Source organism: Salmonella sp. JXY0409-18, from assembly GCF_020268625.1.
GTDB lineage: Bacteria > Pseudomonadota > Gammaproteobacteria > Enterobacterales > Enterobacteriaceae > Salmonella > Salmonella enterica.
This window is the reverse complement of the sequence record NZ_CP084216.1, coordinates 3375293-3388449: the sequence shown is the minus strand read 5'-3', so window position 1 is coordinate 3388449 and position 13157 is coordinate 3375293. Positions and strand designations below refer to the sequence as shown.

Below are 13157 nucleotides of genomic sequence, written 5' to 3'. Positions count from 1 at the left end.
CTGTAATGGCAGCACAAGTCTATGGTAACGGACTCACACTGATAAGCAAATAACGCGCAATGGTAAGGGGAAATGCGCAAGATGTCCGTGATAGTGATATACTTCCGCGCCTGGATGCAGCCGTAGATATGGGCTGCTGTACTATTTCTCCACGACAAGCCTTAGATAGCTTGCTAAAGAACCATTGCCGCCATGAAGTTTATCATTAAATTGTTCCCGGAAATCACTATCAAAAGCCAATCTGTGCGTTTGCGCTTTATAAAAATTTTAACCGGGAACATCCGTAACGTTTTAAAGCACTACGATGAGACCCTCGCGGTTGTCCGTCACTGGGATAACATTGAAGTTCGCGCCAAAGATGAAAACCAGCGTCTGGCGATTCGCGACGCGCTGACCCGCATTCCGGGGATTCACCATATTCTTGAAGTCGAAGATGTGCCGTTCACCGATATGCACGACATTTTCGAGAAAGCGTTGGCGCAGTATCGCGAGCAGCTTGAAGGCAAAACCTTCTGCGTGCGCGTAAAACGTCGCGGTAAGCATGAGTTTAGCTCCATTGAGGTGGAACGCTATGTCGGCGGCGGATTAAATCAGCATATTGAATCGGCGCGCGTGAAGCTCACTAACCCGGATGTGACGGTGCATCTGGAAGTGGAAGATGATCGCCTGCTGCTGATCAAAGGGCGTTATGAAGGTATTGGCGGTTTCCCGATTGGCACCCAGGAAGATGTGCTGTCGCTGATCTCCGGCGGTTTTGACTCCGGCGTCTCCAGCTATATGCTGATGCGTCGCGGCTGCCGCGTACACTACTGCTTCTTTAACCTCGGCGGCGCGGCGCATGAAATCGGCGTTCGCCAGGTGGCGCATTACCTGTGGAACCGCTTTGGCAGCTCCCATCGCGTGCGTTTTGTGGCGATTAACTTCGAACCGGTGGTCGGCGAGATTCTGGAGAAAGTTGACGACGGCCAGATGGGCGTGGTGCTCAAACGTATGATGGTACGCGCGGCGTCGAAAGTGGCGGAACGTTACGGCGTACAGGCGCTGGTGACCGGCGAAGCGCTGGGCCAGGTGTCCAGCCAGACGCTAACCAACTTGCGCTTGATCGATAACGTGTCTGACACGCTGATCCTGCGCCCGCTGATCTCTTACGATAAAGAGCACATTATCAACCTGGCGCGCCAGATTGGTACGGAAGATTTTGCCCGTACGATGCCGGAATACTGTGGCGTGATTTCAAAAAGTCCGACGGTGAAAGCCATTAAAGCGAAAATTGAAGCCGAAGAAGAAAATTTCGACTTCAGTATTCTCGATAAGGTGGTAGAAGAAGCGAACAACGTCGATATTCGTGAAATCGCCCAGCAGACCCAGCAGGAGGTGGTGGAAGTAGAAACCGTGAGCGGTTTTGGCGCCAACGATGTGATTCTGGATATCCGTTCTGTCGATGAGCAGGATGACAAGCCGCTGAAAGTGGAAGGCGTCGACGTCGTTTCGCTGCCTTTCTACAAGCTGAGCACTAAATTTGGCGACCTCGATCAGAGCAAAACCTGGCTGCTATGGTGCGAACGCGGCGTAATGAGTCGCCTGCAGGCGCTCTATCTGCGCGAGCAGGGGTTTGCCAATGTGAAGGTGTATCGTCCGTAATTCCTTTGCCGGGGGGCGGCTATGTCCTACCCGGCCTACCGTTTTATTTGTGCCCCAACCGTTTTGCAATGCGCTCCAGCTTCATCATCAGCAGCAGCGTAATGGCCACCAGCACAATGGTCAGCGCCGCGCCGTCGGCGATATTTCCACGGTCGGTCAGGCTAAAGATAGCCACCGGTAGCGTCGTCCAGCCCGGCGGATAAATCATCATCGTCGCGCCCAACTCCCCCATGGAGAGCGATAAACTCAGCGCCAGCGCTGACATCATCCACGGCATCAATAACGGCAACGTCACGTGACGCAGACGATACCAGGGCGATGCCCCTAGACTCGACGCGACGTTTTCAATATCGGCGGAAATTCGCGCCAGTCCGGTCGACACGTTACTGAAGGTAAAGGCGGAAATCAGCACAAAGTGCGCTGTCAGCACAATCCATAGGGTGCCGTTCATTTGCAATGGTCCCTGACTGAAAGCAACCAGAATGCCCAGGCCCACGGACACTGACGGAATCGCACTCGGCAGATAGAACACCATACTTAACCATTTCTGCGTTTTCACCCCATATTGACGCAGCGCCAGCGCCGCCCAAACGCCGCAAAGCAGCGCAAACAGGCTGGCGCAAAAGCCAATCGTGAGGCTGGCAAGTAGGGCATCCCATGCCGCACCGTGCAGAGCGTTAACAAAGTGGTTCAGCGTGAAGCCACTCGGCAGAATACCGTTCCACTGCTGGCTAAGGCTGGACATCAGAATCACCGCCAGCGGCAGGAAAAAGAACACGATAAACAGTACGCTAGCCACAACGCCCGCCGCTGCGCGTCCTTTAGGTGACCAAATTAGCATGGCTAGCTCCTTACGCCGGTACGTGATGCCGCCAGGCGATAGAGGGAGAACAGCCCCAGCGACAAGACAATGTTAATCAACGCAATCATGCAGGCGACCGTATAGTCGGACTCCAGAATCGCTTTGCTGTAAACCATCATCGGCAGGGTGTTAACCCCTTTCGCGCCAATAAACAGTACGATGCCGAACTCGTTAGTGGTCAACAGCAGGCACAGGCTGCCACCAGCCATCAGCGCCGGTAGCGCCGCCGGGAAAATCACCTGCCCAATCACCCGTAACGGGTGCGCCCCCAGAATGCTGGCTGCTTCTAGCTGGCTTTTATCAATTTGCCGCAGCGCGGCCATCAGTGGCCGCATCACCAGAGGAGTGAACACCGTGATCTCCGCCAGAATGACGCCCTGCATCGAGTAGAGAAAATCTACCGGCGGTAGCTCAAAGGCAAACAGGCTCATCAGCGTACCGTTGAGCAGACCCGCTGACCCATAAATAAAGGTGAACGCCAGCGTAATCAGGAAGGTCGGCAGCGCAATAAAAGTATCGACGACCCAACCAATCCACTCGCTGCCGGGGAAAGGAATAAACACCAGAATCAGCGACATCACGCTGCCCAGCAGCAGGCAACCGGCGGTGGCGAAAAAGGCGATTTGCAACGTGTTCAGCAACGCGCCGACAAAGCGTTTCGAGTCGACCACCTGGCGGAAGGTCTCGAGCCCGATCTCGCCATTGGCACCGCGTAGCGCCTGTTCAACGATGAGCGACAGAGGCCAGAAAAACAGTGTCGCCAGCACCAGCAACGGGAGCAGCAGCCACAGCAGCGGGCGTAGGTTAAGCGCCGGTTTTTCCAGAGGTAAAATGAGTGACATGGTTATACCTCAATCAGGACCGCATCATCCGGTTCGAACCACAGCGCCAGCTTGTCGCCCACGCGCGGCAGCGGATTGACATGCGTCAACACCATCCGCACCGTTTCGCCAGCAACGTCACACAACAGATGGGTTAAATCGCCCTGCCAGTGCACCGATTGCAGTGTGGCGTTGAAGCGGTTGCTGTAGGCCGAACGCGGCGTCAGGCTGAGGTGCTGAGGACGAATGCACAGCAGTTTGTTGTAACCGTGGTGGCTGCCCCGGCTGAACGCGCGAATCACCGCACCGCCGCAGCTGACGTCCACCAACCCCGGAATCTCCGTTATCCCCAGCGCAATGGCGGAGAGAATATTGGCGCGACCTAAGAATTCGGCGGCAAAACGATTGGGCGGATGCTGATATAGCGCGCGGGTTTCGCCGTGAGCAATCAGCGAGCCATCCTTCATAATGCCGATTTTATCGGCCAGGGTGAGCGCTTCCGTTTGATCGTGGGTGACGTAGAGAATAGTGAGTTCCGGCAGCTCACGGTGAAGACGGGCGATTTCTTCCACCATATTATGACGAATCTGTGCGTCCAGCGCTGACAGTGGTTCATCCAGCAACAGCACGCGCGGGCGCACGGCAATCGCGCGGGCGATGGCCACGCGTTGCTGCTGGCCGCCGGAAAGTTGATGCGGATAACGGGTGGCGTAATCACTCATGCCAACCGTTTTCAGCGCCTGCGTTACACGCTCATTAATTAGCGCCTTTGGCTGCTTCTGCGCACGCAGGCCAAAAGCGACGTTGTCTTCCACTTTCAGATGCGGGAACAAGGCGTAGTTCTGCACCACCATCGCCAACCCGCGTTTATAGGGTGGCAGATGGGTGACGTCCGTATCGCCAATCAGAATACGGCCGCCTGCAGGTTGCACAAATCCCGCAACCGCACGCAGCACCGTCGTTTTTCCAGATCCTGATGGGCCAATCAGCGCCAGCACTTCGCCAGGTTCAATCGTCAAAGAGAGCGGTTTAAGCACCACGTTGCCGTGATACGCAACGCGCAGTGAGTCGAGGACTATCCCCGATGTCCCCTGCGATGCAGGGGCGTGAACGGCGGTCGTTTTCATCAGCATCAGGCTTACTCGCTTTCGGTCACTTTGTGCCAACGGCTAATATCTGCCGACAACGAAACGGCTACGTCATCCCAATTTGGCTGCCAGCTTTGCACGCCTTCCAACGCGGCAGTGGCGGCCTTGTAATGTTCGTCGCTCGGCGTCACGTCGCTGCGTACTGGCATTCCCCAGGAGAGTTCGCTGACGCGAGTCTGCGCTTCTTTACTCAGCAGGAAGTTAATCAGCTTTTTACCGTTTTCACTCTGCGGCGCCCCCTGGACCAGGCCAATGACATAAGGGATGGCCAGCGCGCTGCGCTCGCCTTTGTCGTTGGCCGGCCAGAAGATTTTCACGTTCGGGTTACGTTCCATCTGCGCGAGGTTCATTTGCAGGTCGCCGTTAGCGACGTAGATTTCACCTTTATTAACCAGCGCGGTTAGCTTGCCGGTAGAGGCAGATGGCCCGACGTTATTGGCCTGCAGCTTGCCGAGATACGCAAAACCGGCATCTTTACTGCCGAAGCTGTGGAAAGCCTGCAGCATTACCGCCGTGCCGTCAGCGGCCTGACCTGGCGTGGAATACTGGAGTTTATTTTTGAATTTACCGTCAAGCAGATCCTGCCAGCGCGCCGGGGCAGTTTTCAGCAGCTTGCTGTTGTAGATAAAGCTCAGATAGTTCTTTACCAGCGGCGAATAAAGGTTGTTGGCATCGGGGATAGCCGATGCGGCGTCGGTGTTAAAGTTCGCCAGCAGCTTTTCGGCGGCGGCGCGCTGAATGAATGGCGGCGCGGTTACCAGCACGTCGGCTTGCGGATTCGTACGCTCTTTTGCCAGACGTTCCACTACCACGCCACCACCGCCTTCAACATAGCGTACGGTAATGCCGGTCGCTTTAGTGAATGCGTCAAACTGCACCTGGTACCAGCTGTTATCGCCATCGTGCAGCCCGTCGATGGAGTACACCGTGACCACTGATTCCGCCCATGACGGGGCGCTGGCGAGAGCGAAGACAGACAGCAGAGCAAGTCGGGAAAGTTTCATCGTAATAGCCTCATAGCGTACATTGCATTTTCTGGCCTATACCAGGTTTGCTTTTTACGCTAAACGGCTTATGTGACAAAACGATGAAAAAGAAATAAATCAGTCCACGCTGGATGATGCTGCGCTTATCCGGATAGCCGTGAGACGATACGATTGACAGGCCGGATAAGGCTCGCAGCCAACATCCGGCGCATCCGCTAGTGGGTATCTACCTCAATGCGCAGGCTGTCGTGACGCCAGTATTCGATATCCAGATCCAGCACTCGCCCGTGTTGATCGTAGTTCAGACGGCGCAGCAACAGCGCCGGGCGCCCTTCCATAACTCCCAGCGCCTGTGCGGCCTGCGCAGGCATGGCGGTGGGGTAGAATGACAGATGCATGCTGGTATAGACGAGGTTGTAGTGCGACTCGTATACCTCGGTCAGGCTGCCGTTGAGATCGTACTGCAGCAGCTCAGGCACGCGGGCGGGCAAACAATGGTTTTCGCAGTAGCACACGGCGCGGCCATCGGCGTAACGCAGACGGGTCAGCAGATAAATTTGATCAAACGGCTGGAGCTGGAGGGACTCCATGACCTCGACAGGCACGGTGGTTAACACGCCGCTCAGTAGCGCGGTTTTTGGCTCCCGCCCCTGCTCGCGGCAAAGCTTATGGAAGTTGGTGTTCTGGGTCGGATCCAGCCACAGGCGTTCCGGCGTAACGAACCAACCGCGACGATCGGCGCGCCAGATAAGCCCACTGGACTCCAGCTGCGCCAGGCTTTCGCGAATAGTAATGCGCGTGGTGTTGAAGATCGCGCACAGTTCGCGTTCAGACGGCAGTTTATCACCGCTTTTCAACGCACCGCTCTGAATACGCGCCTGAAGCTGCGCCTTGATCAACAGGTACTGCGGGATATCGCCCGGGATAGATTTCATGCTTACTCGCTTCCGTTTTGCCTGCCGCCATTATACAAGCAGAGATGAATTTTTTGTTGCAGCGCGATTTTCTCTTTGACCCGTCGCGGCAAAGATCGTCATGATAAATGCAATCTGGTATAGACCAAAGGTAAATAACATGACTTCGCGTAACTATCTGCTGCTGACTCCTGGCCCGCTCACCACCTCTCGTACCGTGAAAGAAGCGATGTTGTTCGATAGCTGCACCTGGGATGATGATTACAATATCGGCGTGGTGGAACAGATCCGCCAGCAGCTGACCGCACTGGCAACGGCCTCCGAAGGCTACACCTCCGTACTGCTGCAAGGCAGCGGCAGCTATGCTGTGGAAGCCGTACTGGGCAGCGCATTGGGGCCGCAGGATAAGGTGCTGATCGTCAGCAACGGTGCATACGGCGCACGAATGGTCGAGATGGCCGGCCTTATGGGTATCGCCCATCACGCTTACGACTGCGGCGAAGTTGCGCGCCCGGACGTGCAGGCGATCGACGCGATCCTCAACGCCGACCCGACGATCAGCCATATCGCCATGGTGCATAGCGAAACGACCACCGGGATGCTCAACCCCATTGATGAGGTGGGCGCTCTGGCGCATCGCTATGGCAAAACCTACATCGTTGACGCCATGAGCAGCTTCGGCGGCATCCCCATGGATATTGCAGCATTACACATCGATTATCTGATCAGCTCCGCCAATAAATGCATTCAGGGCGTGCCGGGTTTTGCTTTCGTGATTGCCCGCGAGCAAAAACTGGCCGCGTGCAAAGGGCGTTCCCGCTCGCTGTCGTTAGATCTCTACGCCCAGTGGCGCTGCATGGAGGATAACCACGGCAAATGGCGTTTTACTTCGCCCACTCATACCGTCCTGGCGTTTGCCCAGGCGTTGAAAGAGCTGGCGGAAGAAGGTGGCGTGGCGGCACGTCATCAACGCTATCAGCAAAATCAGCGCAGCCTGGTGGCCGGAATGCGGGCGCTGGGCTTTAACACGCTGCTGGATGACGAACTTCATTCGCCCATTATCACCGCCTTTTATTCACCGGAAGACCCGCAGTATCGCTTTAGCGAATTTTATCGCCGCCTCAAAGAGCAGGGCTTTGTTATCTATCCAGGCAAAGTGTCGCAAAGCGACTGCTTTCGCATCGGCAACATTGGTGAAGTATATGCCGCCGATATCACTGCCCTGCTGACCGCCATTCGTACCGCCATGTACTGGACGAAATAAGGAACCATGATGAACCGTATTCACGCTGTTATTCTCGACTGGGCGGGCACCACCGTCGATTTTGGCTCCTTCGCGCCGACGCAAATTTTCGTCGAGGCGTTCCGTCAGGCATTTGATGTGGAGATCACCCTCGCCGAAGCACGCGTGCCAATGGGGCTGGGTAAATGGCAACACATTGAAGCGCTGGGAAAATTACCTGCTGTTGACGCGCGCTGGCAGGCAAAGTTTGGCCGCTCCATGAGCGCAGCAGATATTGATGCCATCTATGCCGCCTTCATGCCGTTACAGATTGCTAAAGTTGTCGATTTTTCTTCTCCTATTGCCGGAGTTATCGACACGATCGCGGCGCTACGAGCCGAGGGTATCAAGATAGGCTCCTGCTCCGGTTACCCACGAGCGGTGATGGAGCGCCTGGTTCCCGCCGCCGCCGAGCATGGTTATCGTCCGGATCATTGGGTGGCAACGGACGACCTGGCCGCGGGTGGTCGCCCGGGGCCGTGGATGGCGCTGCAAAACGTGATTGCGCTGGGCATTGATGCGGTCGCGCACTGCGTGAAGGTAGATGATGCCGCGCCGGGCATTAGCGAGGGGCTTAACGCGGGGATGTGGACGGTGGGGCTGGCGGTATCGGGTAACGAATTCGGCGCAACATGGGACGCCTATCAGACAATGTCGAAAGAGGACGTTGCGGTCCGCCGCGAGCACGCGGCCAGCAAGCTGTATGCCGCCGGGGCGCATTACGTGGTGGATTCACTGGCGGATTTACCTGGGGTGATTGCGCATATTAATGCGCGTCTGGCGCAGGGCGAACGCCCGTAAAATAACTGCCGGATGGCGCTGCCGCTTATTCGGCCTACAGACTGTACCGTTTTGTAGGCCGGATAAGGTATTTACGCCGCCATCCGGCAATCATTCTTACTCGTAGTAGTTATAAATCCCTGCCGCCATCACCAGTTGCGAAGCCACTTCATGCGCTTTTTCACGACCAACCAATAGGTCGATGATTTTCAAACCAAAATCGATAGCGGTACCCGGTCCCTGGCTGGTTAATAATTTTACCCGCGCATCCCACACCACACGCTTATCCTGCCACTGTTCGGCGGGGATCTTATCTTTCAGCGCCGGAAAACCGGTCATATTGCCGATAGGGAAGATATCGTGCGGCACGAGCACTGTAGCGGCTGCGGCGCAAATGGCTGCGACAATGCGCCCGGAGCGGTGAAACTGTTTTACGGTTTCGACCAGCAGCGGGCTGTCGCGAAAGCACTCGGCGCCTTTAATTCCGCCGGGCAACACGATGATGTCATAATCGCCGTCGGCAACTTCAACCAGCGGCGCATCCGCCAGTAGCTTTACACCGCGCGAGCAGACAATCGTCAGGCCGCCATCGCTGGCGACGCTGGCGGTAGTGACGTGGATTCCGCCGCGAACCAGCAGATCGATAGTGGTGACCGCTTCGGTCTCTTCACTACCAGGGGCGAGGCATACCAGTGCCTGAGCGCTCATATTCACTCTCCTTTCGCTTTACCATTTCAAACAGGCGGCTATTTTCCGGAACGGCGAGACCGTGCACGCGGGCGCGCTTGAGTAAATAACCGGTGATGTAGTCAATTTCGGTATGGCGCATGGCGCGCACGTCCTGCAACATGGATGAGATGTTTTCTGCCGTACTGTCAATCACTTGCTCAACATAATAGCGTAAATCGTCTGCCGATGTGTGGTAGCCTTCACGTTCAATCACGGCGGCGACCTCTTCGCAAATTGCGTTGATTTCATCAGTATGATGGCGCAGCTCGCCGTTCGGGCAGTTCCAAAGCGCGGTGAGCGGGTTGATAACACAGTTGACGGCCAGTTTGCGCCACATCTCTGCGCGGATATTGTTATGCCAGGCGACATCGGGCAGTACCCCCTGCAGGATATCGGCGAGATAACTGTAATCGCCGTCTTGCTCGCGCGCCGGGCCAATATGCGTAGTACCGTTAGCGACATGAATAATGATATTACCGTCGCGGCGCGCAGCATGGGTGATAGTCCCCATCAACATCGGCTGTTGGATATTTTGCAGTTCTTCTATGGTTCCCATTCCATTATGAATGAGCAGGATAGGCGATGTCACCGGTAGGGTTGACGCCAGGGTTCGTACTGCGTCGGAAACCTGCCACGCTTTCAGCGTGACTAATAACAGTTCGCTCTTCGCCAAAAAATCCGGATCGTTTGCCGTCAGTGATTCGTTGAAAAAGGAACCATCGGTATCGATCAGATTTACGCTGCAATAAGGTTGTGGCACCCGTAGCCAGCCCTGTACGTCATGTCCGTGTTTGCACAGTGCCGAAAGCCAAAGTTGTCCTAAGGCTCCGCATCCCAGTACAGTAATTTTCATTGTTCCTCCTCACCTGCAACAGCGCCAGGTGTTATGGCGCTAATTATAGCGTCATCAGCTAAGCTTCTCGTTAAGCCTCGTTGCAGGTATTATGCAACGCAACGAAAATGAAGGGAGAAGAAAAGATGCCATCTTTCGATATTGTTTCTGAAGTTGATCTGCAGGAAGCGCGTAACGGCGTGGATAACGCGGTTCGCGAGGTTGAGTCTCGTTTTGACTTTCGTGGCGTAGAGGCGACTATTGAACTGAACGATGCCAATAAAACCATCAAGGTGCTGAGCGAGTCCGATTTCCAGGTCAATCAGTTGCTCGATATTCTGCGCGCCAAGCTGCTTAAACGCGGTATTGAAGGCGCTTCGCTGGATGTACCGGACGAGTTCGTGCATAGCGGTAAAACCTGGTATGTGGAAGCGAAGCTGAAGCAGGGCATTGAAAGCGCCGTGCAGAAGAAAATCGTCAAGCTGATTAAAGACAGCAAACTGAAGGTGCAGGCGCAAATTCAGGGGGAAGAGATTCGCGTGACGGGCAAATCACGTGACGATCTGCAATCGGTAATGGCGCTGGTTCGCGGCGGCGATTTGGGCCAGCCGTTTCAGTTCAAAAACTTCCGCGATTAAGTTGTTATGCCGGATAGAGCCTCGTCGCCATCCGGCAATGCTGCATTCATCCTTTGCTGATAAGCTGTTCAACTTCAAAGCGATTGGTCACTTTGCTGTCGATTTTGACGTAAGCGGAATGCTCTTCCGCCACGATCAGCGCTTCGCTTACGCCTTTCATTGCCAACAGTCGCTGTTTTAGCCTGTCGTCAGCAACGATATCCGCTGGAATTTCCACACGCAGGCTGCTGACATAGGGCGGCTCTTTCATGGTACTTGCCACCGCCAGCCATACCATCGCCAGTACGGCCCCGGCAAGAAAAACGGTTTGCCCATCAAACGTGCCGTCTATCCAGCCGCCCAGCGAGCCGCCAAGCGCCACGCCAAGAAACTGACTGGTAGAATAGACGCCCATCGCCGTTCCTTTATACCCCGCGGGCGACTCTTTGCTAATCAGCGAAGGCAGCAGCGCCTCCATCAGATTAAAGGCGAGGAAAAAGAGTTGTACGCCAATCACCAGCTCCCAGAAATGCTGGCCCACTCCCCACAACACGATTTCCGCGACGATAATGAGCCCCACGCAGAACAGGAATACCTGCTTCATCCGCCGTTTGACTTCAGCATAGATAATAAAAGGCACGACGGCGGCAAAGGCGATCACCATGGTTGCCAGATACACCTTCCAGTGTTCGGCGGCAGGAAAACCGGCATCGGCAAGCTGGCCGGGCAGGGCGACAAAGGTGGACATCAATAAAATATGCAGACACATAATGCCGAAATTGAGCTTGAGCAGCCTCGGCTCCGCTAGCACTTTACTGAAGCTGCCTTTGACCATCCCGGATTCGCGATTCAGCACATGGTTGGTACTGTTGGGAACCACCCAGATCGTCAGAAGAATGCCCAGGGTGGCGAGGGCGGCGATCATCCAGAACAACGCGTTCAATCCCAGACTATGGGTAACAATCGGCCCTAATACCATCGCAATCGCGAAGGTGATACCAAAGCTGACGCCGATAAACGCCATCGCTTTGGTACGGTTTTGCTCGCGGGTCAGGTCAGACAGGAGCGCCATGACGGCGGCGGCAATAGCGCCGGACCCCTGTAGCGCTCGCCCCAGAATAATGCCCCAGATTGAGTGGGAGAGCGCGGCAATGACGCTGCCCGCGACAAATACCGCCAGTCCGCCGACAATCAGCGGCTTACGGCCAATGCGGTCGGACAGCAGCCCAAAGGGAATTTGAAAGATAGCCTGCGCCAGCCCGTAAATGCCGATCGCAATGCCGATTAATGCTTCGCTGGCGCCCTGTAGCGCCATACCGTATGTGGTCAGTACCGGTAGAACCATAAACATGCCCAGCATACGCAACGAAAAGACGGTCCCTAAACCCCATGTGGCACGCAGCTCCCCTGGCGTCATTTTATAATCGTTCATTGCCACCTCTGTATGAAATTCGCACCTAGTGTAAAGCGCCAGGTTGGTTGGGTAAATATGCGCTTTATTAACAAATGTTGTGGTGGTGAGGGTAGGCCACGAGAGACGAAAAATGCCGGATGGCGATACTCACGTCGCTTATCCGGCCTACAGGTAACGTGCTTTTGTAGGCCGGATAAGGCATAAGCCGCCATCCGGCATAGAAGAGGTGACGATGAACTTACCAGACGTAAGTCAGCAGATTCTGCGAATTCGGCACCATAAAATCAACGGACATCATGATACTCAGCGCGGTAATCGCAATGATAGAGAAGCCGAACAGCTTGCGCGCCCAGACCTTATCATCTTCCACTTTGTAACCGCGTAGCGCCATGCCGAGCCACCAAACGCTGACCGCCGCGGCGACCACCAGGTATTTGTAACCGGCATAACCGCCCAACGTTAGCATTAGCGTTGCAACGGCAAACGCAATGATGTACAGCGTGATGTGGTTTTTAGCGACTGAGATTCCTTTTACCACCGGCAGAACCGGGATATTGGCCGCCTGATAGTCCTTAAAGCGGAAAATGGCGATGGCGTAAGAGTGCGGCATCTGCCAGAGGCTGAAAATAGCCAACAGGATCGCCGCGCCGCTGTCAAAGTCGCCCGTTACGGCGCAGTAGCCAATCACCGGCGGCGCTGCGCCGGAGAGAGAACCAATCAGCGTTCCGTAGACGGAGTGACGCTTCATGTACAAGCTGTACACGCCAACGTAGACCACGAAGCCCATCATCCCCAGCCAGCAGGCCAAAGGATTAGCGCCAAACCACAGCAGCATAAAGCCAGCAATACCCAGCAGGGTGGCGTATACCAGCGAGACGCCAGGAGAAATCAGGCCTTTAACCAGCACCCGATTCTTGGTCCTTTCCATCTTCCTGTCGATATCCCTGTCGATGTAGTTGTTAAATACACAACCCGACGCCACAACCAGTGACACCCCGACCAGCGTATAAATGAACAGGGGATAGTCAATGCTGCCCTTTGAGGCCAGCAGAAATCCCCCGATCACCGAGATCAGGTTGCCAAAGATGATGCCTGGTTTCGTTACTTGCAGGTATTGCTTAAACATCATAC

General features: G+C 55.3%; 13 protein-coding genes and 1 pseudogene. 5 read left to right on the top strand and 9 right to left on the bottom strand.

Features of this window, described 5'->3' with window-relative positions; all coding sequences use genetic code 11:
* Positions 1–192 precede the first annotated feature (192 nt).
* Positions 193–1641: a tRNA uracil 4-sulfurtransferase ThiI gene (thiI, locus tag LDB27_RS16615; protein ID WP_000668648.1), complete on the top strand. Its 1449-nt coding sequence runs from the start codon at positions 193–195 to the stop codon at positions 1639–1641.
* 43 nt (positions 1642–1684) lie between these two features.
* Here the strand turns inward: thiI and phnV are convergent, their stop codons facing one another.
* The 5 genes from phnV to phnR form a co-directional block, all read right to left on the bottom strand.
* Complete coding sequence (phnV, locus tag LDB27_RS16610) at positions 1685–2482, bottom strand: 2-aminoethylphosphonate ABC transport system, membrane component PhnV (protein ID WP_000909790.1); 798 nt, start codon at positions 2480–2482, stop codon at positions 1685–1687.
* Between the two features lie 2 nt (positions 2483–2484).
* Positions 2485–3345 (bottom strand): 2-aminoethylphosphonate ABC transporter permease subunit, encoded by an 861-nt coding sequence (phnU, locus tag LDB27_RS16605; protein ID WP_000052721.1) that lies wholly within the window; start codon positions 3343–3345, stop codon positions 2485–2487.
* A 2-nt stretch (positions 3346–3347) separates the two neighbouring features.
* Positions 3348–4457 (bottom strand): 2-aminoethylphosphonate ABC transport system ATP-binding subunit PhnT, encoded by a 1110-nt coding sequence (phnT, locus tag LDB27_RS16600; RefSeq protein WP_000928796.1) that lies wholly within the window; start codon positions 4455–4457, stop codon positions 3348–3350.
* Positions 4458–4462: 5 nt separating this feature from the next.
* Complete coding sequence (gene phnS / locus LDB27_RS16595; RefSeq protein ID WP_000778004.1) at positions 4463–5476, bottom strand: 2-aminoethylphosphonate ABC transporter substrate-binding protein; 1014 nt, start codon at positions 5474–5476, stop codon at positions 4463–4465.
* 197 nt (positions 5477–5673) lie between these two features.
* Positions 5674–6393, bottom strand: a complete 720-nt coding sequence (gene phnR, locus LDB27_RS16590) for a phosphonate utilization transcriptional regulator PhnR (protein WP_000836273.1) — start codon at positions 6391–6393, stop codon at positions 5674–5676.
* A 139-nt stretch (positions 6394–6532) separates the two neighbouring features.
* On the opposite strand from phnR, the gene phnW reads away from it, so the two are divergent.
* The 3 genes and pseudogenes from phnW to LDB27_RS23960 form a co-directional block, all read left to right on the top strand.
* Complete coding sequence (phnW, locus tag LDB27_RS16585; protein ID WP_000203956.1) at positions 6533–7636, top strand: 2-aminoethylphosphonate--pyruvate transaminase; 1104 nt, start codon at positions 6533–6535, stop codon at positions 7634–7636.
* Positions 7637–7645: 9 nt separating this feature from the next.
* Entirely contained in the window at positions 7646–8455 is an 810-nt protein-coding gene (gene phnX, locus LDB27_RS16580) for a phosphonoacetaldehyde hydrolase (protein ID WP_001530701.1), read from the top strand.
* 5 nt (positions 8456–8460) lie between these two features.
* Positions 8461–8543 (top strand): annotated as a pseudogene (locus LDB27_RS23960) (hypothetical protein); the annotation flags it as partial.
* 8 nt (positions 8544–8551) lie between these two features.
* Here the strand turns inward: LDB27_RS23960 and yajL are convergent.
* Together yajL and panE are read right to left on the bottom strand one after the other, a co-directional pair.
* On the bottom strand, positions 8552–9142 hold the full coding sequence (gene yajL, locus LDB27_RS16575) for a protein deglycase YajL (RefSeq protein WP_001275803.1): 591 nt from the start codon (positions 9140–9142) through the stop codon (positions 8552–8554).
* A complete protein-coding gene (gene panE / locus LDB27_RS16570; protein ID WP_000705816.1) occupies positions 9105–10016 on the bottom strand; it encodes a 2-dehydropantoate 2-reductase in 912 nt (303 codons plus the stop codon). The genes yajL and panE overlap by 38 nt, the downstream gene beginning before the upstream one ends.
* 125 nt (positions 10017–10141) lie before the next feature.
* Between panE and LDB27_RS16565 the strand changes: the two genes are divergently transcribed.
* A complete protein-coding gene (locus LDB27_RS16565) occupies positions 10142–10633 on the top strand; it encodes a YajQ family cyclic di-GMP-binding protein (RefSeq protein WP_001138913.1) in 492 nt (163 codons plus the stop codon).
* A gap of 46 nt (positions 10634–10679) precedes the next feature.
* Here LDB27_RS16565 and LDB27_RS16560 read toward each other — a convergent pair whose 3' ends face one another.
* Complete coding sequence (locus LDB27_RS16560) at positions 10680–12044, bottom strand: MFS transporter (protein ID WP_001000937.1); 1365 nt, start codon at positions 12042–12044, stop codon at positions 10680–10682.
* Positions 12045–12264: 220 nt separating this feature from the next.
* Positions 12265–13155 carry a heme o synthase gene (gene cyoE / locus LDB27_RS16555; RefSeq protein WP_000971350.1) on the bottom strand — a complete coding sequence of 297 codons (891 nt, stop codon included), beginning with the start codon at positions 13153–13155 and terminating at the stop codon, positions 12265–12267.
* Positions 13156–13157: the final 2 nt, after the last annotated feature.